This window comes from Bacillus sp. FSL L8-0099 (assembly GCF_038006385.1).
Taxonomy (GTDB): domain Bacteria; phylum Bacillota; class Bacilli; order Bacillales; family Bacillaceae_G; genus Bacillus_A; species Bacillus_A toyonensis.
Genome location: NZ_JBBOVC010000001.1, coordinates 551,128 through 575,480 on the forward strand (window position 1 = coordinate 551,128; position 24,353 = coordinate 575,480).

The window sequence follows — 24,353 nt, forward strand, 5'->3', positions numbered from 1 at the left end:
GTATGCAATAATCCTTTAAATTTAGAAAGATGGGTAGAAGAGAAATAGAGAGTCTCGTCAATTTATTTATATCTTAAAATTTTTATAAACGGATTAATTGTAATTTATTGCATGTAAAACGGTATGGAGGGGTAGAAATATGTTTCAAAGGAAGTTAAGGAGTAGTAGTTTAAAAACAAAGTTACTTGTGTCATTTATTATCATTTTAATTCTTCCAAGTATTGTAATTGGTTGGACGTCTTATCAGCAGGCGAAAACAAATTTTAATGAAACGATTTTAAACTCGGCGAAAGATAATATAAAAATTTTGGATAATGTAATTAATAAGGAATTGGATAGTAAAAAAGTAGATGCAACTTATTTTACGAAATTATTTACACAATCAAGTTACCAAGCGGATCAAATACAAAATATCCAAAATAAACTAGAAGAATATAATAAGTTACATCCGGAAATGGAAGCTATCTATACTGGGTCTAGCAATGGACAATTTATTCAATCACCGGCAATTCAAATGCCGGAAGGATATAATCCTACAGAAAGAGATTGGTATAAAGAGGCAGTGGAAAAAAGCGGAGAAGTGATTGTAACTGCTCCATATAAGTCAAAAACGACAGGGAATACGGTTATCACATTGGCAAAACAAAATGAGGATAAAAGTGGCGTTCTTGGGATTGACTTAATTATCAATAATATTGTAACTACTTCCAAGATGGTTAATATCGGTAAGGAAGGTTATGTAGCGATATTTGATCAAGATAAAAATGTAGTCGCACACCCGACACTGAAGCCGGGTGAGAAGTTAGAAGAGAAACTTAGTAAGGAATTTTATAAACAGGAAGCTGGTGATTTTCATTATTCATTAGATGGTGAAGATCGTAACATTACTTTTAAAACGAATAAGAAAAATGGATGGAAAATAGCGGGGATAATGCCTTCAAAAGAAATTATTCAAGCGGCTGAACCTATTTTCTATAAAACGATAACTGTTATTGGGATTTCATTAATGATTGGTGGGGTTTTAATTTACTTCATAATTGCTTCTATTATTAAACCGTTAAAACAACTTGTTCTATCATCTAGGAAAATTAGTGAAGGTGATTTAACAGAATCTATTACAGTTCATTCTAAAGATGAAATCGGGCAGTTAGGAGAAAGTTTTAATGAGATGGCATCATCATTACATAATGTCATTTCCAATATAAATATTTCAGCAAGTCATGTAGCAGCATCTTCAGAAGAATTAACAGCTAGCATGAAGCAGACAAGTGAAGCGACAGAACAAATTACACAAGCTATAGAGCAAGTGTCGAGTGGGGCTGAAATACAAACGAGAGAAGTTGAAGAAGGAGCGACGTTATTAGAAGAAGTTACAGAAGGAGTTCAGCGTGTTGCTGATAGTTCTTCATTAGTATCAACAGCTTCTATGTATACGAAGAAAAAAGCTGAAGATGGTGGGAAGTTAGTTGAGCAAACTGTGAATCAAATGCAATTAATTCATGAGTCAGTTTCAAATTCAGATAAAGTCATTGCTTTATTAGATGATAAGTCGAAACAAATCGGAGCAATTCTGGAAGTGATTCAACATATTGCAGAGCAGACAAATTTATTAGCATTAAATGCTGCAATTGAGGCTGCAAGAGCTGGGGAGCAAGGAAGAGGATTTGCAATTGTAGCGGATGAAGTGCGAAAATTAGCTGAACAATCAGGACAGTCTTCTACGGAAATTGGAAAACTAGTGAAAGAGATTCAATTTGATATAAAAGAAACGGTAAGCTCTATGAATCAAGTTGGAACAGAAGTACAATCAGGTCTTGTAGTTGCAAATGAAACGAAGCAAAGCTTTGCTGAAATATTGAAATCTACAAATGATACAGTTGTGCAAATTGATAGTATGGTAGAAGTAGCGAAACAAATGACGGTAGATGCCAAACAAGTAAGTGCATCTATTAATGAAATTGCAGCTACGATTGAAGAAAATGCAGCAAGTGTTCAAAATATTGCTGGCTCTTCTGAAGAGCAATTAGCTTCAGTAGATGAAATTAATGGAGCAGCAGTTCACTTATCACAAATGGCAGAAGAATTGCAAGAGATGATTGGCAAGTTTAAAGTGTAATAAAAAATATTAAGAAACGAGGTAGTAATTTTACTTCGTTTCTTTTTTTATGGAGATAAAAATAAAGAAATGTGTAGTAACCGTGTTATGATTAAGTTTAACAATTTAAAAAACTGTATTTTCTTTAAATTCTATCTTTATCCATGTTAGGGGAATGGTTTTGAAATTTAAAAAATTAAAACTACAACCGAGAATTACATTAACTATTAGTACACTTATTCTTGTTGTGCTTTTGTTAACAAGTTATTTGTTTTACTACATATTATCTGAAACAGTAGAAGAGCAAATTGGTAAAAGAGCTTTGCATGTTGCGAAAACAGTTGCAGCTATACCGGAAATCGCGGAAGCTTTTCAAAAAGAAAATCCAGCTTCTATTATTCAACCGATTGCAGAAAAAATTCGAATTGATACAGATGCTGATTTTATTGTGGTTGGAAATAAAGAAGGGATTCGTTATGCACACCCCAAGAAAGACAAAATAGGAGAAGTAATGGTTGGTGGAGATAATAAAGGAGTGCTATTAGAAGGGAAATCTTACGTTTCGAAAGCAACGGGATCATTAGGACCTTCCTTACGCGGAAAAGTTCCAATCCGTAATCAGGATAATAAAATTATTGGTGTAGTATCTGTTGGATTTTCAATGGATGATATTCATGGAGCGGTAGAAGTGTATGGAAAGCGTGTATTTTGGATTACAATAATCGGTTTGTTAATGGGAATAATCGGTTCCATATATTTAGCTGCAAGTATAAAAAGAATGATGTTTGGGATGGAACCAGAAGAAATTTCATCTTTATATGAAGAGCATAGTACAGTGATTCAATCTGTACGAGAAGGGATTATCGTAATTGATAAAAAGGGCATGATTAGTTTAGTCAATCAAGCAGCCTACGATATTCTTTCACTAGACAACCGAAAAAATATCATTGGATCATTTATTTTAAATATAATTCCTAATTCATCCATACTAGATGTACTTCAAACTGGTGAAGAACAGTTTGATCGTCAATTAAATATAAAAGGGCAGGCTGTTATTGCTAATCGTCTACCTATTAAAGTAAATAATAAAGTAACCGGCGTCGTATCGAGCTTACGTTTGAAATCTGAAATGGACCAGTTAACAGCAGAATTATCTCAGACGAAGCAATATACAGAGGCGTTACGAGCACAAACCCATGAATACAACAATTTATTGTATACGCTTTCAGGTCTTATCCAATTAGAGTCATATGAAGATGCTCTAGAGCTCATTCATAAGGAGACGGCGGTATATCAAGATTTTGTTCAATTTATTATGAAGCGAATTCAAAATCCATGGCTAGGTGGAATTTTAATTGGATTTTATAATAGGGCAAGAGAGTTGAAGATTGATTTTGTACTAGATCGAGAAAGTAGTTTAGAAACATTAAGTCCGCATATTGAGAGTAATTATGTCGTTTCGATTTTAGGGAATTTAATTACGAATGCATTTGAAGCAATTGAAAAAAATCAAGAGCATGATAAGAAAGTTAGAATGTTTGTAACAGATATCGGAGAAGAAATATTAATTGAAGTGGAAGATTCGGGGCAAGGGATTCATGATGAAATAATTACTAGCATATTTTATAAAGGCTTTTCAACGAAAGAAGGAGAGAAGCGAGGATATGGATTAGCAAAAGTGAAAGAGTTAGTAGAAGATTTAAATGGAAGCATTGCAATTGAAAAAGGGGATTTAGGTGGTGCGTTGTTCATTATTGCATTACCGAAAGAGAGAGGCGAGTTGTAATGGGTGAGGAGATTGAAGTATTAATTGTAGAAGATGATATTCGGATTGCGGACATTCATCGGCGTTTTACTGAAAAAATTGAAGGATTTAAAGTAATTGGAACAGCAACGACTGGGGAACAAGCGAAGGAATGGCTAGAGCTTGTGAAGCCACAACTCGTTTTATTAGACGTGTACTTACCTGATATACAAGGAACAGAACTTGTCACATATATTAGGCATAATTTGCATGATACAGATATTATTATGATTACAGCTGCATCGGAAACAGATGTAGTAAGGCATGCTTTACGTGGTGGAGTAACTGATTATATCGTAAAACCACTTATGTTTGACCGTTTTAAAGCGAGTTTAGAAAGTTATCAAAAAAAGATTAGGCAGTTAAAGAAAAGCAATCAATTATCTACAGAACAAATTGAACACTTATGGTCTCAAAGAGGTGTGAAGGGAAATACAGTTGAATATGCTCCAAAAGGAATAGATCCTTTAACTTTAGCGAAAATAAAAAAGCATATGTTAACAGTTAATGAAGAAGGAATTACCGCAGAAGTGTTAAGCTCGATGGTTGGAGTAAGTCGATCAACAGCGAGACGCTATTTAGAGTATTTAATATCTGGGAAGAAAGTACATGCAGAGCTTATATATGGAAGTGTAGGGAGACCAGAGAGAAGGTATTTTCTCGTTTCTTCATAACAAAAACAGTAGAGGATTTATTTCTTCTACTGTTTTTTGCGTCTTATATTGGAATAATCCCAATTACAATTCCAGTAATCAACATCACCATTGTCGTTCCAACGGCCCACAATAAAGTGAAGCGTTGATGTTCACCAAAATCAACTTTAGCCATTCCGACCAATAAATAAGTGGAAGCGACAAGAGGACTTAATAAGTGAACGGGTTGACCGAGTAAGGAAGCGCGTCCCATTTCAGCTGCACTAATTCCATAAGTAGCAGCAGCCTTCGTTAAAATAGGTAATACCCCGAAGTAAAATGCATCATTGGACATGAAAAATGTGAACGGCATACTAAGAAGAGCTGTAATAATTGGCAACTGTGGTCCAAGTGCATCTGGTATAAGAGTTACTACACTTTGAGCCATTGTATCTACCATTTTTGTTCCAGATAAAATACCAGTGAAAATTCCAGCAGCAAATACGAGTGAAACAACAGCTAATACGTTTCCTGCATGAGAGGCAATACGTTCTTTTTGTTGTTCTAAGTTTGGATAGTTAATCATAACAGCAATAGCGAAAGCAACTGTAAAGAGAACAGGTAACGGCATAACTTCTAGTATGAGACAGACAAGTAATGTAGCGGTCAATAAAAAGTTAATCCATAGAAGTTTAGGGCGTTTATGCACGGCAGCTTCTACTGTGGCAGCTTGCTCATCCATTGTTTGCATTTGTTTTAAATATTGCACATCCATAATGCCTAAACGTTTTCTTTCTTTTTTTCCAAGATAGTAGGCAACGAAAACTACCCAAATTGCACCAGCGATCATTCCTGGTATAAGTGGTGTAAAGAGCTCTGATGCATCTAGTCCAAGTGCACTCATAACTCGAGCAGTTGGTCCACCCCAAGGTGTAAGATTTGTCACACCTGCCCCTAACATAACAACCCCAGCTAATATAAGTGGATTCATTCCGAGACGTTTATATAATGGGTACATTGCGGAAACAGTAATCATATACGTTGTTGTTCCATCCCCATCTAATGAAACAATAATAGTAAGAATGGCTGTACCAACAACAATTTTTAAAGGATCCCCTTTTACAAATTTTAATATTTTACTAATGACAGGATCGAATAAACCGCTATCGATCATAATTCCAAAATATAAAATGGCAAACATAAGCATAATACCGGTAGGTGCTAATTTTTGAATGCCCTCTAACATCATAGGACCCATGTCTGCATAAAATCCGCCAATTAATGCGAAAGTAATTGGAATTAATATTAATGCTACTAATGCTGACATACGTTTCGTCATGATTAAAAACATAAAGACAAATACCATTGCAAATCCAAGTAGAGCTAACATCCGATCTCCCCCTTAAAAAAATGATTGCGCTTTCAAAATAAAGTAAAAATTCAGAACAATGTTTTTTGTTTATCATAAAAGCATCTATCCAAATGGTAAATAATTTGAAAAATAACACCATTAGAAGCATAATTTTTATTTTGGTCATATTGTTCACGAAGGTAATTTTGAATTTTTAAAAATATAATTTACTTCTAACAAGAGTGATAGAATAAGGTGAAAATAGTGAAGTGCGAAGTAGGGAGTAGATTTTGAATGGAAACGAGAATAGAAGAAGTTTATAGTTCTTATGAGGGGAAGATAGAAGAGATTTTTGTTAATGAATCTTCTTATGTATATGAGTGGGAAAAATTAATGATGGTCCGAAAAAATAATGGTGAGCTTGAAAAAGTCGCGGTCGGTATCAGTGGAAATATAAGATTAGTAAATGTAGAAGTTGGGCAGAAAATTAATACAGATACATTATTAGTTAAGTTAGAAGATGATTTATTAATTACAGGCTGTGAATGATGAAAGATGTGTAGAAATAGCTACACATCTTTTTTGTTTTCTATATTACAAAAAGCACATTGTTTTTTCACAAATCCCACACAAGTTTTTGATATTCTCCTTGTGGAGTATACGGTTTTTAGGGAGGAATAGTGATGAGAATAAAGTATGTTGTGCTTGCTATATGTTTATGTTTCTTATTTACGATAGTGGGGTGTGGGAAAAAGGGAACAACAGCTGTGGCAATTGATGAGAAACATGATAAGTGTGATATTTGCCAAATTGGGGTAACGGATAATCAATTTGCAACAGAAATCATTTTAGAAAATGGAAAAGCGTTAAAGTTTGATGATATTGGTTGTATGTATAAATGGATGGAGATTAATCCAGGCGAAAAGACGAAAGAAAAATTTGTTCGAGATTATGATTCGAAAGATTGGGTTTCGTTAGAAGACGCTACTTACGTATATGATAAAACAATAACGACACCAATGGCTTATAATGTCATTTCATTTAAAAATAAAAAAGATGCAGAGAGCTTTGTATCTAACTATAAGGGTAAGGTTCTTTCGTATAAAGAGCTAGCAGAGCATAAATGGGAAATGAATAAAGAAATGATGGGGAAACCGAAAACAGGGAATCACGGTGGGCATCATTAATACTAGAAAAAGACAACTATATAGTTGTCTTTTTCTAGCATTACTCAGGTGCAAATATAGAAAAGGTGTAAAATTTTTAGAAGAACGGTTACAATGGAGTATAGTGACCTAAAGCAATCATTTATCCCGCATTAACGGGCAGTAAGATCCCCACCTCAAAATTTAGTGAAAGCAAAGAAGTTAGGTGGAGATCAACTGCCCGTAAAAGCCCGATTGGTTCAACTAATAATTAGTGGTAGATGAACAAAACCCCCACTAATTAAAGTTTCACTTTATGTACTTTTTAGAAATGTATACAAATGCGGTTAAAACGTGCTAAACTAATTGCTTCATAATGTTAATGATGAGGCCATCAGGCGTATCATTCCAATAGGTTGAGAAACATAGGATAAGCTTAAGATAATCCGATTAAAGAAGGAATATAAAGGGCTTATGGATAAATGTACTCAAGAAGAGTTATTGTATGTGATGGAGGAATGGTTAAGAAAACATTATCTTTCATAGGAGCTGTAGTTGTGAGAAAACAAAAAATTTTATTATGTATGTTATTAGGACTTTTAATGACGGTAGTGGCTTGCGATAAGCAAGAGGAATCAGAATCGAAACCGGTTCATGTGAAAAACGAAAAGAAAAAAGAAAAGCATAAAGAACAAGAAGAAGTTAAAGAAGAAAAAAGTATAAATTTACTGGACAAACAGTTGTTACTTTCAGCGACTCTTGGAGACACAGAGACAGCTATGAAGTTGATTCAGGATGGAGCGAATATAAACGTAGAAGGTGACAACCGAGAAACCCCTATCCTTGCAGCAACGTACCAAAATCATGTAGAGACAGTTAAAGCATTAATTGGTGCAGGTGCAAATATTGAAGTCAAAGATGAGAAACAAAGCAATCCATTCCTTTATGCAAGTAGAGAAGGGTATACGGATATTGTAAAAGTATTAATTAATGCAGGAGTTAATACGAAAGAAACGACTAAGTCAGGTGGCACAGCACTCATTTCTGCATCTGAGCGTGGTCATGTAGAGGTTGTTAAAGAATTATTAGAGCATACAGATATTGATGTGAATTATAAAAATGAACGTGGTGGTACAGCTTTAATAGAAGCAATTGTATTGGGAAATGGTAGTGAAAGCCATAAGAAAGTAATTCAAATGCTTATTGACCACGGGGCAGATGTAAATATGGCCAATAAGGAAAATATTACGCCGCTGCAATATGCTGAAAAAAGAGGTTTTAAAGATATTGCGAATGTGTTGAGAATAGCTGGTGCGAATGAAGTAGTGCAGCCGCAACCACAACCGGTGGAATAATAAGAAAAAGACATAAAGAGTACGAAATAATCCCATTTAGATAGACAGAATGAAGAAGTCATTTTAGTATGATTGATTCAGTAATGTGTATTTAAATGGGATTTTTGTTTTGAACATCAGAAAATAGAGTATGAATGGATGGTATATGGAGGCTACACAGGGTAATGAAGGAGGGCATAAATGCGATTTTCAGAACTTGAGTTAATAGTAATTCAGGCAGAGGTTTTATTTGTTCATAATCAAGTGGGAAGAATAAAGAGTGTAAATGAACAGGGAAATCCGAAAGCACCACGTTTTTTTCTTAGCAAAACTCGTGAAGGGAATATAACGAGATATCATTGTAATTTGGATGGTGAAATAATAAGTAAGATTGAGAAATTAATTCGAGAACGTTCAAATCACATAGAGATAGCAAAGATCATGAAAGTATTAAATGAAGAGAGAACGGTAGAGAATATTTGGATGGGTCCTGCTTACATGTTTCCAAATAATTCAAATGAGCCGACTAGGGTGATACAAATAACAGAGAAGAATAAAGAGCTCATGCGAGAAAATTTTCCTAATCTAATAGAACAGATGGAATGGAGGCAACCTTATTTTGCAATTGTTGAAAATGAACAAGTCGTTTCTATATGCTGCAGTGCAAGAAGTACGCCTATAGCTACTGAGGCAAGTGTGGAAACTGTAGAGGGCTTCCAGGGAAAGGGATATGGTGCTGATGTCGTTAAAGCTTGGGAAATGTCAATAAAAGAAGAAAAACGTATTCCGCTTTATAGTACCTCTTGGGATAATTGTGCTTCACAAGCAGTGGCGAGAAAACTAAAACTTATTAACTATGGAATGAATTTACATATTGATTGAAATGTAAATATTGTTGTGTTCTGTTAGAGTTTATTCGTATATCTGGATTATTGTAAAAAACAATATGGTGAATATTAACATTCGATTAACACCTAATTAACAATTTATCAAAACTGACTTAATAAATGCGTAATATAGTAAAGGTAACAAAATAACTAGGGTAGAGAACATTTGAGAACACCCGCTTACATATAACGTGCCACTTTCTTAGGTGTGCTCTATTCCCTAGAGTTCAAATAAGGAGAAGGGTGTTCTATGTAAGTAGGTGTTTTTAGTTTGGATAAAAATAGAAAAGCTAGGTGGAATAAATGTTTAAAGAACCTCATATCGCGATGATAAAGGATTGGAAAGGGTATAAAGCATACAAAAAATTACCGAAAACAGTTTTTCTTATGACTGGTTCAATGCTGGAGTTACCAGAGCGTGTATACGAATTACAGAAACATGGACATGATGTATTTCTTCATTGTGATTTTATACAAGGCTTAAATACGAACACAGAGGAAGCCCTTTTGTATATTCAAGATGTTATCGGAGCACAAGGTATTATTTCAACAAAAGGTTCGACAATTCGAAATGCCAATAAAATTGGATTAAAAACGATTCAACGAATTTTTATTGTCGATACTTTATCTCTTACAAAATCAATTGAAAATTGTAAAACGACTAAACCAAATGCGGTAGAGATTATGCCTGGAATTATGCCTTCTATTATAAAACAGCTAGCAGAGAAAATAGAGTTTCCTATTATTGCAGGTGGATTGATTCAAACGCGGGAAGATGCGGAAATTGCCATTCGTGCGGGAGCAAGTGCGATTTCAACGAGTCATTATGAAGTATGGATACAAGAAGAAAAAAGGAGTGCAACCTTGTGATCGAATTGAAAGATGTTTCAAAGATATATATAAATGCGGAAGAGACAGCGGTTAAAGATGTATCGGTTCATATTAAGAAGGGAGAATTTTTCGTTTTAGTTGGACCTTCGGGATGTGGAAAAAGTACATTACTACGAATGATCGCTGGCTTAGAAGAAATCTCTTCGGGAGATTTAATGATTAATGAACGTGTTGCAAATAATTTAGAGCCGAAAGACCGTAATTTATCAATGGTATTTCAAAATTATGCATTATATCCACACCTAACTGTAGAAGAAAATATTTTATTTGGACTTAAGGTAAGGAAGGTACAAAAAGAAGAGCGACAAAAGCGATTAATAGAAGCTATTGAAATGGTAGGGCTGAAAGAGTATGTGAAAATGAAACCGGGCCAATTATCAGGCGGACAAAGACAGCGTGTTGCGCTTGCCAGGGCGATCGTGAGTCAAGCACCGATTTGTTTAATGGATGAACCACTTTCGAATTTAGATGCGAAATTACGTGCGCAAATGAGGATTGAAATTAGAGAAATTCAGCAACGACTCGGAATTACGATGATTTACGTTACTCACGATCAAATAGAAGCGATGACTATGGGAGATCGTATCATGGTCTTGAATAAAGGAAGTATACAACAAGTTGGAACACCTCTTGATATATACAACGAACCAGCAAACGAATTTGTTGCAAGTTTTATAGGTTCTCCTTCTATGAATATAAATGATGGAGAAGTGGATAAAGAAAAAGGCGTATTACATATAGGGCAATTGCAAATTCCATTATCTATTGGACAGTTAAAGCAATTACCAGCAGGGACAATTCGAATAGGTATGCGTCCTGAGCATATTGCATTGTCTGAGGCAGGACAAGAAGTTACGCTGCAATCTGTAGAAGTATTAGGGAATGAGTCTATATTAAACTTTGCGGTAAATGGAACAACTTGGAGTGCGAAAGTCATCGGACAGTTAATCCTGAACAAAGGTGACAAAGTAAAATTATTATTCTCGCAAGAAAAACTATGTTTCTTTCACCAAAATAAGAATGAACGATTAAAAGTGGTGGCTGAAGAAGAGTTGAAAGTGGTGGCGAAATAATGATTGAAGTAGGGAAGTTACCAGTTCAAACAGCAGTGTCAAAAAAGAAGAGTTTATGGGGCAGAACGAAAGATTTAAGAATAGGATTATTGTTTTTGGCTCCATCTATTTTGTTATTTTCAATTTTTCTTTTCTATCCATTGTTTAGGACGATTTACTATAGCTTTTATTTAACAGATATACACGGAGAAGCCAATCTTTTCGTTGGCTTAGAAAATTATCAATATTTATTTTCTGATCCTGCTTTCTACAAAAGTATAAAGTCAACTTTATTATTTGTTTTATATACAGTGCCTACTAGTATTGTATTCGCCTTATTTCTTGCATTAATTGCAAATGAAAAAGTAAGAGGTATTGGATTGTTCCGTGTTCTCTTTTCTTCAACGATGGGAATATCAGTAGCTGCTAGCGCAGTGATTTGGCTATTTTTATTTCATCCAAGTGTAGGGTTATTTAATAATATATTAGCCGCTATGAATCTTCCGGCAATCGCATGGTTAACGAGTCCGGACTGGGCACTGTTTTCTGTATCGGTTACAACGGTTTGGGTGAATACAGGATTTGCATTTTTAGTTATATTAGGTGGTTTGCAAAATATTGATACGTCTTTATATGAGAGTGCATCTATAGATGGTGCTAGTTATTTATATAAGCTTCGCCGCGTTACATTACCGATGCTATCACCAACTTTATTCTTTATCGTGACAGTAACGTTAATTAGTGCATTCCAAAGTTTTGGACAAATTGATATTTTAACGCACGGTGGACCGAATGATGCAACGAATTTAATTGTGTATTCGATTTATAAAGAGGCATTTGTGAATCATCAATTTGGAACAGCAAGTGCACAAGCGATGGTATTATTTGTTTTCATTTTTATTGCTACATTACTTCAATTTAAGTTTGCTGAGAGAAAGGTGCATTATAAATGATCGTTAAACAGTGGAAACAAAATTTCCTATTATACATGCTGCTCATTATTAGTGCAGTAATGGTGTTTTTTCCTGTACTCTATGCGTTTTTAATAAGCTTTATGACACCAGATGATATTCAAATGAGAAGGTTATTTCCGACCCAATTTACTTTCGATAATTTTATGAATATCTTTCGAAAAGTACCGCTTTTTACATACTTGTACAACAGTTTAATTGTATCGACGATTGTTATGATTGGACAACTTATCGTATCCAGTTTAGCAGCTTATGCTTTTGTTTTTCTTCAGTTTAAAGGGAGAAACGTAATTTTCTTCTTGTTTATTTCAACGATGCTTATTCCGTGGGAAGCAACGATGGTACCGAACTTTTTAACGATTCAAAACTTTGGTTGGATCAATAGCTTTGCTGGGATGACAGTGCCATTTTTTGCAACAGCTTTCGGTATTTTCTTATTACGCCAACATTTTATGACGCTTCCGAATGAATTGAAAGAAGCTGCTTTTATTGAAGGGATTGGAAATGTAAGGTTTTTATTCAGCGTTGTAATTCCGTATTGTAAAACGAGTTTTATTACGCTTGGAGTATATAGCTTTTTAACAACATGGAATATGTACTTGTGGCCGCTCTTAGTGACCACTGATGAAAAAGTCAGAACAGTTCAAATTGGTGTGAAGCAACTTCAATCTCAAGAAGTTGCAACTGATTGGGGAAGCGTAATGGCCGGTGTTACGGTTATCGTCATTCCAACGTTGATTTTACTATTTTTAGGGCAAAAGCAATTACAACAAGGATTAACAAAAGGTGCAATTAAATAAGCATACATAGGAAAAGGTGGGATTGAGATGAGTTTATTGAAAAAAAGTGCTGCTCTTTTAATGGCAGCCACAATGGCATTAACTGGGGCTGCTTGTTCAAATAGTAAAACAGAGGGGAAACCTGAAGCGCAGGCAAAAGTAGCACCAGTTGAAAAAAATGGTGATAAAACTGTAATTCGTTTTTGGCATGCGATGGGTGGAAAAACACAAGGTGTACTAGATGGGCTTGTTGCAGACTATAATAAATCGCAGAATAAGTACGAGATAAAGGCAGAGTTTCAAGGAACATACGAAGAGTCTTTAACGAAGTTTAAAACGATGTCTGCTACGAAAGAAGCTCCAGCTCTTGTTCAATCGAGTGAAATTACAACGAAATATATGATTGATAGCAAAAAGATTACGCCTATCGATAGTTGGATTAAAAAAGATAAGTACGATACATCAAAATTAGAAAAAGCAATTACAAATTATTATTCAGTTGATGGAAAAATGTATTCTATGCCATTTAATTCATCTACGCCAGTATTAATTTATAATAAAGATGCTTTTGCAAAGGCTGGGTTAGATCCAGAGAAAGCTCCACAAACATATGCTGAATTAAAAGAAGCCGCGAAAAAGTTAACGTTTAAAGAAGGCGGAAATGTAAAACAATATGGATTTTCTATGCTCAATTATGGTTGGTTCTTTGAAGAATTGTTAGCGACACAAGGGGCTTTATATGTAGATAATGAAAATGGCCGTAAAGATGCTGCAAAGAAAGCGGTATTTAACGGTAAAGAAGGACAGAAAGTATTTGGAATGTTAGATGAATTGAATAAAGCTGGTGCACTAGGAAAGTATGGAGCAAGTTGGGATGATATTCGTGCCGCGTTCCAATCTGGACAAGTTGCTATGTATTTAGATTCTTCAGCAGGTGTTCGTGATTTAATTGATGCATCTAAGTTTAATGTAGGTGTTTCGTATATTCCGTATCCAGAAGATTCAAAGCGAAATGGTGTTGTTATTGGCGGTGCATCATTATGGATGACGAATATGGTTTCAGAAGAAACGCAGCAAGGTGCATGGGACTTTATGAAATATTTAACGAAGCCAGACGTACAAGCAAAATGGCATACTGCAACAGGATATTTCTCAATTAATCCAGATGCATATAATGAATCGTTAGTAAAAGAGCAATATGAAAAATATCCACAGTTAAAAGTAACAGTAGAACAATTACAAGCGACGAAGCAATCTCCAGCAACTCAAGGTGCATTAATTAGTGTATTCCCAGAATCACGAGATGCAGTTGTAAAAGCATTAGAAGCAATGTATGACGGAAAGAATAGTAAAGAAGCGTTGGATGAAGCTGCAAAAGCAACAGATAGAGCGATTAGCATTTCAGCTCGTACGAGCCAAAAATAAAAGAAAGCCGTATCCTAAAGGGATACGGCTTTCTTTATAGGGAGATAAGGGATCAAAGAAATGATGAACTCTTATCTCTTTTATATGAGTAAAGGGTCTAGAATGAATATTGTCCTTTTCATTATTTATTTAACTCCATTGCAACTTGCTTACCATTTACGAAAACCTCTACCACCGCTACTACAACTTCCATCACTTTTTTCATATCTCATCTCTCCTTGTTTTTTGTTTCATTTCTTACTTTTAGTATAAGGAAATATAGTAATTACAACTATCGAATTGAATGACAAGAGACTTACAGTGTTGTAAGGAAATTAGCTGCATTTGTAATAATAATACTTTCTAGTAGTTGAGTTCAGAAAATTCCTTTAAATAAAGTTATAATTAGAAATAACTTTATTTAGAAAGAAGGAGAAAAATGAATAGGATACTTGTCATAAGTGATATTCATGGAGAGATTGATAAATTTAAAAAGTTACTTGAGGAAATACAATACAACGCAAAACAAGATCAATTAATTCTATTAGGGGATTATGTGGATCGTGGTCCGAATGCACGTGCTGTACTTGAAAAGGTGAAAGAGCTAAAAGAAGAAGGAGCATTCGTTTTAAAGGGAAATCATGAAGATATGATGATTAAAGCGCTAACGACAGATGAGGAACGCTCATGGAACCATTGGGTAAAAAGAAATGGTGGAGATAAAACGTTATATAGCTATGGATTTGTAGAAGAAGATATTGCAGTTAATGAAGGGGACTTCCAAAAGCCAATTTTACAATCTCACGTATTAGAGGAACATGTAAAATTTATTCAAGAATTAGATCATTACATTGAAACAGAAGAGTATATATTTGTACATGCTGGTGTTGAGCCAATGAAACGAGTTTCTGAATCTGAACCATATACGTTAATGTGGATCCGTAATGAATTTCATAGTGGATATAGTGGCGAAAAGGTTGTTGTATTTGGCCATACGGAAACAAAAACGCTTCATGGTAGTGAGAATTGCGGAGTATATTTTGGTAGTAATCGTATTATTGGAATTGATGGCGGGGCTGTGTATGGCGGTCAATTAAATTGTTTGGAGTTGCCGAGTAAAAAGGTGTACGTAGTAAAAAATTGAAAGAGATAAGGGGAATCTTATTTCTTTCAATTTTTTATTAAGCAAAATTTAAGAAAGAGTTTTTATAATAAAGGCTCAAAATTTTATATCTAGCAAAAACTTAGAAGGAAATAGTTGAAAATGAAATTACATAATAGGATTACATTCTTTCGTTATGAAGAGCAGAAATGTAATAATAAATAGAATTGAACTATAGTATGGAAGGTGAGAATATGCGCTTACTTGTAGTAGAAGATAATGCTTCGTTATTAGAGTCTATCGTACAAATTTTGCGTGATGAATTTGAAGTAGATACAGCGTTAAATGGAGAAGATGGATTGTTTTTGGCAATGCAAAACATTTATGATGCAATTTTACTTGATGTGATGATGCCAGGAATGGACGGGTTTGAAGTAATTCAAAAAATACGTGATGAAAGAATTGAAACGCCAGTCCTGTTTTTAACAGCGAGAGATTCTTTAGAAGATCGAGTGAAAGGATTGGATTTTGGCGGAGACGACTATATCGTAAAGCCGTTTCAAGCACCAGAACTAAAGGCGAGAATTCGTGCTTTATTACGCAGAAGTGGTAGTTTAACAACAAAGCAGACAATTCGATATAAAGGAATTGAATTGTTTGGAAAAGATAAAGATGTTCAAGTAGAGGGACAAGATATTAAGCTGACATTAAAACAATATGAGCTTTTAGAGTATCTCATTCAAAATAGCGGAAAGATTTTAATGCGTGAACAAATTTTCGATCGTGTTTGGGGATTTGATTCAGATACGACAGTAGCAATTGTAGAAGTGTATGTGCATCATTTACGTAAAAAATTAGAGCCATTCGGTTATCAGAAAGATATTCAAACTGTTCGTGGTATTGGATATATATTAAAAGAGAAATGAAAAAAGGAAGTATGTTTCAAAAAACACGCATTCGTCTGACTATAGTGAACTCATTAGTATTTATCCTATTAATAGGAGTATTAGGTAGTATTGTTTATTCGTACACATATAAGCGTATTTATAATGAAGTGGATCAATCTATAAAAATGATGGCTCAGTATGGAGAAAAACTAGATGTTAAAATACCACCAAGAAAACGCATGGAGAATATCCAAATTGGAGATCCGCGGGTAACTAGAATAACTTGGAATGGGAAAATAGTGAAAATAGAGGGCGATAATCGTAAATTTCGTTCTATTTTTGAAGAGAATTTGGAAAAGTTTTCTCCAAAAAAGTTAGAGGATTTGCAAGATATTGAAGTGCAAGGACGATATTTTAGAGCATTTGCGCTTCAAAAAGATGGAGAAATAGTTCAAATCGTGCGAGATATAACAGCGGAAGAAGGAATGTTAAATACTTTATTTTTAATTCTCGTTATAGGTTGTGGTATAGGAAGTCTCTGTGCAATAGGTATCGGCTTTTTCCTAGCTGGCAGAGCACTCATACCGATTCAAAATTCATGGGAGAAGCAGCAGCAGTTCGTTTCCGATGCATCGCATGAATTAAGAACGCCACTTGCAGTTATTCAATCAAAAACGGATGTGTTATTTCAGTCACCATCCGCTACGATAGAAGAAAAAGCGATGGACATTTCTACAATATCTAAGGAATGCAGGCGGTTATCGAAACTAGTTAGCAACTTATTGTTGTTAGCACGTTCGGATTCTAATCAAATTGAGATGGATAAAAAAATATTTGAAATGGGTAAATTGTTAGAAGAAATAGTAGATCCATATAAAGAAATTGCTTCTTATCAAGAAAAAGAGATGATATTAAAAGTAGAACGTAACATGTCTTTTATGGGTGATAGGGAACGGATTCATCAAATGATGGTCATATTGTTAGATAATGCGATGAAATATACGAATGAAGGCGGTCATATTCGAATTGATTGCATGCAAACGAGCAGCTCGATTTGTATACAGGTGAAAGATGATGGGATAGGCGTGAAAGTAGAGGATATCCCAAAATTATTTGATCGTTTTTATCAAGGGGATAAAGCAAGGAGTACATCAGAGGGAGCTGGATTAGGTCTTTCAATCGCCAAGTGGATTGTAGAAAAGCATTACGGAAAAATATTAGTAGAGAGCAAATGGGGAGAGGGTACTTGTTTTGAAGTAGTGCTCCCTAAAAATCAAAAAATATAAGTAAGAAGACGATCTTGTTTTTACAAGTTCGTCTTTTTTTAAGGGAAAGTTAAGAAACTATTTATATTATGTATTGCATAAAGAAAGATCGTTACATGAAGAAGAGATTAGAGAGGTGTATGTGAGTAAATTTTTTAGATCATAATGTTATCTCAGGCAGTGATGAGATGTATGTATAGTATTAAAAAAATGATCCCGCTATTTTCCGGGCGGTAAAACTCCCACCTTAAACCTCGGCTGGAGTCGGGTTGTTCGTAAATGCCCGATTGGTGAAGGCTAATATTCAGTGGAAGATGAAGCTTCCCACTGAGTATAGTTTCACTTTATGGGAATGATGGGAAAGAAAGTATAAGAGGGAGGAATTAGTTTTGAAGAAGAAAATGATGACGGTATTCACTATTGGAGTAATGAGTTTAAGTATATTAGGCGGTGCCTCTCCTTCTGAAACATCGAAAGGAAAGACAGACTATGCGCAGCGCAGTAAAGAGCAATTAAACAACGGAAAGATACATGCAATAAATACAGAAGAAAAAGCAGAGAAATTAGGTATTGAAACGGAAGGAAAAGAACAAATTACGCTAGAAAAAGAAATTCATGAAACAGAAGTAGGCAGAGAAGCAGAACAGTTAGGGATTTCGATTGAAGGAAAAGATGTTGGAATTCTTTCAGAAGAAATCTATGAAACAAAAGTGAAGCAAGAAGCGTTAAACTTAGGGATATCTGTAGAGAACAAATCGATTGTGGATTTAATAAGCCAAATCAATGCAATCAAAATTAATAACGAAGCAGAGAAATTAGGCGTTTCGACTGAAGGAAAAGAAATAGAAGAGGTTGCGGAAGAGATTTATGGAACAAAAGTAAGAGAAGAAGCAGGAAAGTTAGATATTTCTCAAAAAGGAAAAGAGATAGAAGAGTTAGCGCAAGAAGTGTACGAACAAAAAGTACAGGCAGAAGCAAAAAAATATCATATTGATTTGTATGGTAAAGATATATATCAAGTATTAAGAGAAATTAATGAGCAAAAAGTGCTACAAATGGCAGATGAGCTTAATATGGACAAAATGAATATGAACATTCAAGAATTAGCAGAAAAAATAAAAAGAGATCAGCCTGAAAAAGGAAAAGAACTAAATTTTGTACCGATGGTTCGAACGGATGCTGACGCGTTTTATTCTTATTTAACGAATTAAAAAGGGCGTGAGAGTGATACGAAAATTGAAGTGGTATATATGCATAGCTTTACTTGGCGTAGCAGTATGGAGTGTATATACAAATGGAATCACAAAGTATATGGAGAAATTAACATCCTTCATACAAAGCGGAAAAAGAACGGAGTTTAGTAATAATAATGAAAAGATCCTCTTATCAAATGTGCCTTTAATTCAGCAGTTACCAGAGCTGGATAGAGGGTGTGAAGTGACAAGTTTAGCAATGATGTTACAATACGCAGGCGTTTCAGTAGATAAGATGAAATTAGCAAATGAAATAAAAAAAGTTGATTTTATGGTTGATGGTGTACGCGGAAATCCGAATGAAGGGTTTGTAGGAAATATTTATACCTTTTCTGAATCCGGTTATGGTGTATATCATGGGCCACTTTTTCAGTTAGCGAAAAAATATTTATCTAATAAAGCTGTGGATTTAACAGGAAAGAGTATAGAGGAAATGTATAAGAGTGTAAAAGCAGGGCAACCGGTAGTCATGATTACAAATGCAACATATGCCCCTTTAGATGAAGATGAATTTACTACATGGAAAACAAATAGTGGGGATGTTTCTATTACATATAATGAACATTGTGTTGTACTTATTGGGTACGATAAGGAATCTGTATATATTCGAGACCCGCTTGATGATAGCTTAGATGTGAAAGTACCAAGAGAAAACTTTGAACAGGCATGGGTGCAAATGGGGAGTCAGGCAATTAGTTATGTAAAGAGCTCTAAATAAATTAGGACGGAGAGTTTTAACAATATAGCTATAAGGTGAAGGATAGAGATTTAAGGAATTATAAGAAAAGTTTTGTAGGGTGTTTTGTTTGGAATAGAAGCTGTTAAGAAATAAGAGAACTTTAGCATATATAATGCTAAAGTTCTCTTATTTTTATGATTAAAATGCTTAGAAGTAGTGAATATGTAAAAATGCATAATTGACGAAAAATTACATGTTATCATTATATATTGTTTTATATATGTTAATTGTATAAAATTACACAAGTATTCACATTACATAAAGGAGGCTTATTATGCAAAATATATTTAACTGGGTTAAATGTATGAGTATCAAGAAAAAATTAATCATTTCATTTTTTATTATTTTAACTATACCAGGACTTATTATCGGTGGTGTTTCATATCAAACTGCCCAAACAAATTTTGAACATCAAATGACAGATAAAGCAAAGGAGAATATTTCAGTTTTAAATACTGTTATTTCTCAAAATATAGAAGAGAAATTTGTTGATGCGATGTACTTTGCAGACATCTTAACAGAGGATACATATCTAAATGGACAAGAAGAAATAGTAAGAACGAAGTTAGCACAATATATAAAGCTTCATCCAGAAGTAGAAGGTATTTATATTGGAGCGCAGACGGGGAAGTTTATAAGAGAACCATTTATTCAAATGTCTGATGGCTATAATCCAACAGATAGATCATGGTATAAAGAAGCGCATGAAAATAAAGGAAAGGTAATTGTTACTGCACCGTATCAATCAGCATCTACAAAAAATATGGTAGTGACAGTTGCTAAAGAAGTAAAAGATGGTAAAGGTGTTATAGGTATTAACTTGAATTTGAATAACATCCTAAAGGTTTCAAAAATGATTAATATTGGTGAAAAAGGCTATGCAGTTATTTTAGATCAAAATAAGCAAATTGTTAGTCATCCGTCTAGAAAGCCTGGTTCAAAGGTTACTGATCCTTGGATTAAACCAATTTATGAAGATAAACAAGGAAATGTATCTTATACAGAACAAGATGATAAAAAGAATTTAATCTTTGCAACAAATGAGAAAACAGGATGGAAAATAGTTGGAGTTATGTTTGACGAAGAAATTATGCAAGCTGCCAGTCCAGTGTTTTATAAGACTTTGATTGTCATAGCTATCGCTATTGCATTTGGTAGTGTATTAATTTATTTCATTACAAATTCTATTACAAGGCCATTACGAAAAATAGCTGAATCGGCACATAAAATTAGTAAGGGAGATTTAACCGAGAAAATTACAATCCACTCCAAGGATGATATAGGGAAACTAGGGAATTCATTTAATGAAATGTCTACGTCTTTACAAGATGTGATTACCCAAATTAGCTTTTCAGCAGAGCATGTTGCAGCATCGGCAGAAGAGTTAACAGCGAGCGTACAGCAAGCGAATGATGCGACAGATCAAATTACAATTGCAATGGAACAAGTATCAGGTGGGGCTGAATCACAAAGCCAAGGTGTTGAAGAAGGCGCGGCTACATTACAACAAGTAAATACAGCAATTCAAGATGTAACTGGAAGCGCAGAGTCAATTTCTATTTCCTCATTACATGCGCGAGAAAGAGCTGAAGAGGGAGAAGATTTAGTTGAACAAACCGCAAAACAAATGCAGTCTATTTCTAGATCGGTATCCGAGTCAGATGCTATTATTAAACTTCTTGATGAGAAGTCAAAGCAAGTAGGAGCTATTTCTGAAGCAATTCAAAACATTGCAACTCAAACAAACTTATTAGCTTTAAATGCGGCTATTGAAGCAGCAAGAGCAGGTGAACAGGGACGAGGATTTGCTATTGTAGCCGATGAAGTTAGAAAATTAGCAGAGCAATCAGGAGAATCATCTGGAGAGATTGCAAATTTAATTGCAGAAATTAAGGCTGATATTGAACATACTGTTAAGGCAATGGATAATGTGAGTGGGGAAGTTCAACAAGGCTTAGATGTTGTAACAAAAACGAAAGTAAGTTTTACAGAAATTTTAAGTTCTACTACTCATATTGTTTCTCAAGTTAATCAAATGGTAGAAACAACGAGGAGAATCGCTGGAGATGCAAATGAAGTGACAAATGCTATTGATGAAATTGCAGCGGCTGCAGAAGAAAATACAGCTAGTATGCAAAGTGTTGCAGCTTCAACAGAAGAACAAGTAAATTCGATGGAAGAAATTAGTTCGGCTTCGCAAAACTTAGCTGAGATGGCCGAAGAACTACAAGCAATGACTAGTAAATTTAAAGTATAATAACAGCAAATAAGTAAGGTGAAAATAATATCACCTTACTTATTTTTCTATTCAGCAATTAGGGGAGTCATTAGTGGGATGAAAAAAAGAAAAAAACTATGGAATTTATGGAAAACGATTACATTGCTAGTTTGTACAGTTGTAATTTTTTCTTTACTTGTTACAGATATATTAATTAGTCATAATGTAGAGCGGACAACGGAGGATAGCCAGGCAGAGAAAGCAAAAACGATTGCCCATATTGTGGCGAATGATTCGATTGTAATCGATGGTTTGATTGGAAAAGCAGATACTTCTGCAATTCAAACGTATACAAATAGAATATTAAAAAACACAGGCGTTCAATTTATTGTAGTTATGGACATGAATGGAATAAGAAAATCACATCCAAACCCTCAAAAAATAGGTCATCATTTTATTGGAGGAGATGAAGGGCCTGCATTGAAAGGAAAGGAACATGTATCGCTAGCAGAAGGAACGTTAGGTATTTCAATGCGAGTGTTTGTGCCTATATTTTCTGAAACAGGTGAACAACTTGGAGCGGTAGCCGTTGGTATCTCGGCAGATAATGTAAAAGAGAGAGTTAAGGAAAGTAGACATATTATTTATATCGGTGTCGGAGTTGGAGTACTAGTCGGAATTATAGGAGCAATATTGCTAGCTAGACATATAAAGAAAAGTTTATTCGGTCTTGAGCCGCACAGGATAGCGAAAATTCTTGAAGAAAGAAATACGATGTTACAATCTGTAAAGGAAGGCATTATTGCTGTAGATAAAGAGGCGAGAGTAACGTTAATTAATAATGAAGCGAAACGTCTATTTAAAAAAAGTGGACTTGAAGAAGATTTTATAGGTAAAGACGTTGAGCTATATATGCCGAATTCGCGTATAAAAGAAGTATTGCAAACGGGAGAGGTACAATTAAACGAAGAACAAAATATTTACGGAATTACGATTGTGACGAATCGTGTTCCTTTATATGTAAAAGGAGAAATAGTTGGCGCGATTGCAACATTTCGTGATAAAACAGAGATTAGAAAACTAGCAGAGGAACTAACTGGTATTAGACTATATGCGGAAGCATTACGGGCACAATCTCATGAGTTTATGAATAAAATGCATGTCGTATTAGGGCTTACACATATGAAACAATATGAAGAATTACAAAAGTATATAAGTGGCATGGTATCAGAGCATCAATATGAAATTGGTGGAGTTATGAAAAGAATAAAAAGTCCAGTATTTGCTGGTTTTTTACTAGGTAAACTTAGCTATGCTAGGGAGAAAAATATTAAGTTAATTATAAGTGAAGATTCTTACTTGCCGGAAATATATGATGAAAGTATTACTCATGAACTTATTACGATTGTAGGGAACTTAATAGATAATGCATTAGAGGCAGTGATACATTGCAAAAAGAAACAAGTTGAAATTGGGGTACAATATCAGAATACATTAACTATTACAGTGCAAGATACGGGGAAAGGTATAGAAGAAGACGAAGTGGATGCATTATTTACAAAAGGTTATTCCACAAAAGGGGATAATCGCGGTTATGGTTTGTATCTTGTAAAAGAAAGTATACAGCGAATAAATGGGGAGATTCACATTTCCTCCTTATTAGGAGAGGGAACAACGATAACAATTGAAATACCTAAAGGTAGGGATGAGAAGCAAATATGATTAAAGTTTTAATTGTAGAAGATGACCCGATGGTAGCAATGTTAAATACACATTATTTAGAGCAAGTAGGAGGATTCGAACTTGTTCAAGCAGTTAACTCAGTGAAATCGGCGATAGAAGTATTAGAGAAATCACGAATAGATTTAGTCTTACTTGATATTTTTATGCCTGAAGAGACTGGGTTTGAGCTTTTAATGTATATTCGGAATCAAGAAAAAGAAATCGATATTATGATGATTTCAGCTGTACATGATATGGGGAGTATTAAAAAAGCATTACAATATGGCGTAGTAGATTATTTAATTAAACCATTTACATTTGAACGATTTAAAGATGCATTAACTATATATCGAGAAAAACTTACTTTCATGAAAGAACAACAAAAAATTAGTCAATCGGAATTAGATTCGTTAATTTTACAAAAAGAAAAAAGAGAGCCTACTGTCACTAAAGAGCTCCCGAAAGGATTAACGAAGCAAACGTTGCAATTAATTTGGCAGAAGATCGAGTCGCTGAATGGACGAGCGTTTACAACAGATGAAATGGCACAATTAGTAGGAATTTCAAGAGTTTCTATTCGAAAGTATGTAATGTTTTTGACTGAAATTGGAGTGTTAGAAAACGAAATGGTGTATCAGCATGTGGGAAGACCTGTAAGTAAATTAAGATGTGTTGATCAAAATAAAATAGGTTTTTACGTATAAGCGACTTATTATAAGTCGCTTATACTTTTTTTAATTACAAAACCAATTACAAAACTTACAAAAACTATTTTTACTATTGAAAGCGTTTTAATATTGTTATTAAGAAAACAAGGGGGTG

General features: G+C 34.4%; 21 protein-coding genes and 2 pseudogenes. 22 read left to right on the forward strand and 1 reads right to left on the reverse strand.

The window, feature by feature from the left end:
* Positions 1-139: 139 nt before the first annotated feature.
* From MHH42_RS32360 to MHH42_RS02870, 4 genes and pseudogenes are all read left to right on the forward strand, one after another.
* Positions 140-1,174, forward strand: a pseudogene (locus MHH42_RS32360) (HAMP domain-containing protein); the annotation flags it as partial.
* 81 nt (positions 1,175-1,255) lie between these two features.
* Positions 1,256-2,116, forward strand: coding sequence for a methyl-accepting chemotaxis protein (locus tag MHH42_RS32365; protein ID WP_370512681.1), 861 nt, complete (start codon positions 1,256-1,258; stop codon positions 2,114-2,116).
* 160 nt (positions 2,117-2,276) lie between these two features.
* Positions 2,277-3,881, forward strand: coding sequence for an ATP-binding protein (locus MHH42_RS02865; protein ID WP_000669467.1), 1,605 nt, complete (start codon positions 2,277-2,279; stop codon positions 3,879-3,881).
* Positions 3,881-4,573, forward strand: a complete 693-nt coding sequence (locus MHH42_RS02870; protein ID WP_000503458.1) for a response regulator — start codon at positions 3,881-3,883, stop codon at positions 4,571-4,573. The genes MHH42_RS02865 and MHH42_RS02870 overlap by 1 nt, the downstream gene beginning before the upstream one ends.
* A gap of 43 nt (positions 4,574-4,616) precedes the next feature.
* Here the strand turns inward: MHH42_RS02870 and MHH42_RS02875 are convergent, their stop codons facing one another.
* Positions 4,617-5,921 (reverse strand): CitMHS family transporter, encoded by a 1,305-nt coding sequence (locus MHH42_RS02875; protein ID WP_016107489.1) that lies wholly within the window; start codon positions 5,919-5,921, stop codon positions 4,617-4,619.
* A gap of 255 nt (positions 5,922-6,176) precedes the next feature.
* On the opposite strand from MHH42_RS02875, the gene MHH42_RS02880 reads away from it, so the two are divergent.
* From MHH42_RS02880 to MHH42_RS02960, 18 genes and pseudogenes are all read left to right on the forward strand, one after another.
* Entirely contained in the window at positions 6,177-6,431 is a 255-nt protein-coding gene (locus MHH42_RS02880) for a hypothetical protein (RefSeq protein ID WP_000450026.1), read from the forward strand.
* A 134-nt stretch (positions 6,432-6,565) separates the two neighbouring features.
* A complete protein-coding gene (locus MHH42_RS02885) occupies positions 6,566-7,069 on the forward strand; it encodes a nitrous oxide reductase accessory protein NosL (RefSeq protein ID WP_001220934.1) in 504 nt (167 codons plus the stop codon).
* Between the two features lie 440 nt (positions 7,070-7,509).
* Positions 7,510-8,382 (forward strand): ankyrin repeat domain-containing protein, encoded by an 873-nt coding sequence (locus MHH42_RS02890; RefSeq protein ID WP_340892873.1) that lies wholly within the window; start codon positions 7,510-7,512, stop codon positions 8,380-8,382.
* A 180-nt stretch (positions 8,383-8,562) separates the two neighbouring features.
* Positions 8,563-9,243, forward strand: coding sequence for a GNAT family N-acetyltransferase (locus MHH42_RS02895; protein ID WP_061530683.1), 681 nt, complete (start codon positions 8,563-8,565; stop codon positions 9,241-9,243).
* A 308-nt stretch (positions 9,244-9,551) separates the two neighbouring features.
* Positions 9,552-10,118 carry a glycerol-3-phosphate responsive antiterminator gene (locus MHH42_RS02900; protein WP_000471996.1) on the forward strand — a complete coding sequence of 189 codons (567 nt, stop codon included), beginning with the start codon at positions 9,552-9,554 and terminating at the stop codon, positions 10,116-10,118.
* Positions 10,115-11,212, forward strand: coding sequence for an ABC transporter ATP-binding protein (locus MHH42_RS02905; RefSeq protein WP_000571195.1), 1,098 nt, complete (start codon positions 10,115-10,117; stop codon positions 11,210-11,212). The genes MHH42_RS02900 and MHH42_RS02905 overlap by 4 nt, the downstream gene beginning before the upstream one ends.
* A complete protein-coding gene (locus tag MHH42_RS02910; RefSeq protein WP_000573572.1) occupies positions 11,212-12,144 on the forward strand; it encodes a carbohydrate ABC transporter permease in 933 nt (310 codons plus the stop codon). Before MHH42_RS02905 ends, MHH42_RS02910 begins: the two co-directional genes overlap by 1 nt.
* The gene (locus MHH42_RS02915) at positions 12,141-12,962 is read left to right on the forward strand and encodes a carbohydrate ABC transporter permease (RefSeq protein ID WP_000635953.1); all 822 of its coding nucleotides are present in this window, start codon (positions 12,141-12,143) and stop codon (positions 12,960-12,962) included. The genes MHH42_RS02910 and MHH42_RS02915 overlap by 4 nt, the downstream gene beginning before the upstream one ends.
* A gap of 27 nt (positions 12,963-12,989) precedes the next feature.
* On the forward strand, positions 12,990-14,366 hold the full coding sequence (locus MHH42_RS02920; RefSeq protein WP_000054808.1) for an ABC transporter substrate-binding protein: 1,377 nt from the start codon (positions 12,990-12,992) through the stop codon (positions 14,364-14,366).
* A gap of 418 nt (positions 14,367-14,784) precedes the next feature.
* Positions 14,785-15,489 (forward strand): metallophosphoesterase family protein, encoded by a 705-nt coding sequence (locus tag MHH42_RS02925; RefSeq protein ID WP_001079919.1) that lies wholly within the window; start codon positions 14,785-14,787, stop codon positions 15,487-15,489.
* A gap of 212 nt (positions 15,490-15,701) precedes the next feature.
* A complete protein-coding gene (locus tag MHH42_RS02930) occupies positions 15,702-16,373 on the forward strand; it encodes a response regulator transcription factor (RefSeq protein WP_001238627.1) in 672 nt (223 codons plus the stop codon).
* An 11-nt stretch (positions 16,374-16,384) separates the two neighbouring features.
* Positions 16,385-17,620: a sensor histidine kinase gene (locus MHH42_RS02935; protein ID WP_033668301.1), complete on the forward strand. Its 1,236-nt coding sequence runs from the start codon at positions 16,385-16,387 to the stop codon at positions 17,618-17,620.
* A 368-nt stretch (positions 17,621-17,988) separates the two neighbouring features.
* Positions 17,989-18,810, forward strand: coding sequence for a hypothetical protein (locus MHH42_RS02940; RefSeq protein WP_016107496.1), 822 nt, complete (start codon positions 17,989-17,991; stop codon positions 18,808-18,810).
* A 13-nt stretch (positions 18,811-18,823) separates the two neighbouring features.
* A complete protein-coding gene (locus MHH42_RS02945; RefSeq protein WP_340892874.1) occupies positions 18,824-19,570 on the forward strand; it encodes a C39 family peptidase in 747 nt (248 codons plus the stop codon).
* 436 nt (positions 19,571-20,006) lie between these two features.
* Positions 20,007-20,909 (forward strand): annotated as a pseudogene (locus MHH42_RS32370) (HAMP domain-containing protein); the annotation flags it as partial.
* 120 nt (positions 20,910-21,029) lie between these two features.
* Positions 21,030-21,848, forward strand: coding sequence for a methyl-accepting chemotaxis protein (locus MHH42_RS32375; protein ID WP_435051734.1), 819 nt, complete (start codon positions 21,030-21,032; stop codon positions 21,846-21,848).
* A 78-nt stretch (positions 21,849-21,926) separates the two neighbouring features.
* The gene (locus tag MHH42_RS02955; RefSeq protein ID WP_000746368.1) at positions 21,927-23,531 is read left to right on the forward strand and encodes a sensor histidine kinase; all 1,605 of its coding nucleotides are present in this window, start codon (positions 21,927-21,929) and stop codon (positions 23,529-23,531) included.
* A complete protein-coding gene (locus MHH42_RS02960) occupies positions 23,528-24,235 on the forward strand; it encodes a response regulator (RefSeq protein WP_000598685.1) in 708 nt (235 codons plus the stop codon). Before MHH42_RS02955 ends, MHH42_RS02960 begins: the two co-directional genes overlap by 4 nt.
* Positions 24,236-24,353 lie beyond the last annotated feature (118 nt).

Excerpts from the sequence above, each read along its gene's own strand:
- MHH42_RS02885 (WP_001220934.1), top strand. The coding sequence starts at position 6,566 with ATGAGAATAAAGTATGTTGTGCTTGCTATATGTTTATGTTTCTTATTT.
- MHH42_RS02925 (WP_001079919.1), top strand. The coding sequence starts at position 14,785 with ATGAATAGGATACTTGTCATAAGTGATATTCATGGAGAGATTGATAAA.
- MHH42_RS32365 (WP_370512681.1), top strand. The coding sequence starts at position 1,256 with ATGAAGCAGACAAGTGAAGCGACAGAACAAATTACACAAGCTATAGAG.
- MHH42_RS02880 (WP_000450026.1), top strand. The coding sequence starts at position 6,177 with ATGGAAACGAGAATAGAAGAAGTTTATAGTTCTTATGAGGGGAAGATA.
- MHH42_RS02915 (WP_000635953.1), top strand. The coding sequence starts at position 12,141 with ATGATCGTTAAACAGTGGAAACAAAATTTCCTATTATACATGCTGCTC.
- MHH42_RS02930 (WP_001238627.1), top strand. The coding sequence starts at position 15,702 with ATGCGCTTACTTGTAGTAGAAGATAATGCTTCGTTATTAGAGTCTATC.
- MHH42_RS02870 (WP_000503458.1), top strand. The coding sequence starts at position 3,881 with ATGGGTGAGGAGATTGAAGTATTAATTGTAGAAGATGATATTCGGATT.
- MHH42_RS02960 (WP_000598685.1), top strand. The coding sequence starts at position 23,528 with ATGATTAAAGTTTTAATTGTAGAAGATGACCCGATGGTAGCAATGTTA.
- MHH42_RS02875 (WP_016107489.1), bottom strand. The coding sequence starts at position 5,921 with ATGTTAGCTCTACTTGGATTTGCAATGGTATTTGTCTTTATGTTTTTA.
- MHH42_RS02955 (WP_000746368.1), top strand. The coding sequence starts at position 21,927 with ATGAAAAAAAGAAAAAAACTATGGAATTTATGGAAAACGATTACATTG.
- MHH42_RS02935 (WP_033668301.1), top strand. The coding sequence starts at position 16,385 with ATGTTTCAAAAAACACGCATTCGTCTGACTATAGTGAACTCATTAGTA.
- MHH42_RS02895 (WP_061530683.1), top strand. The coding sequence starts at position 8,563 with ATGCGATTTTCAGAACTTGAGTTAATAGTAATTCAGGCAGAGGTTTTA.
- MHH42_RS02890 (WP_340892873.1), top strand. The coding sequence starts at position 7,510 with ATGTACTCAAGAAGAGTTATTGTATGTGATGGAGGAATGGTTAAGAAA.
- MHH42_RS02910 (WP_000573572.1), top strand. The coding sequence starts at position 11,212 with ATGATTGAAGTAGGGAAGTTACCAGTTCAAACAGCAGTGTCAAAAAAG.
- MHH42_RS32375 (WP_435051734.1), top strand. The coding sequence starts at position 21,030 with ATGGAACAAGTATCAGGTGGGGCTGAATCACAAAGCCAAGGTGTTGAA.
- MHH42_RS02920 (WP_000054808.1), top strand. The coding sequence starts at position 12,990 with ATGAGTTTATTGAAAAAAAGTGCTGCTCTTTTAATGGCAGCCACAATG.
- MHH42_RS02900 (WP_000471996.1), top strand. The coding sequence starts at position 9,552 with ATGTTTAAAGAACCTCATATCGCGATGATAAAGGATTGGAAAGGGTAT.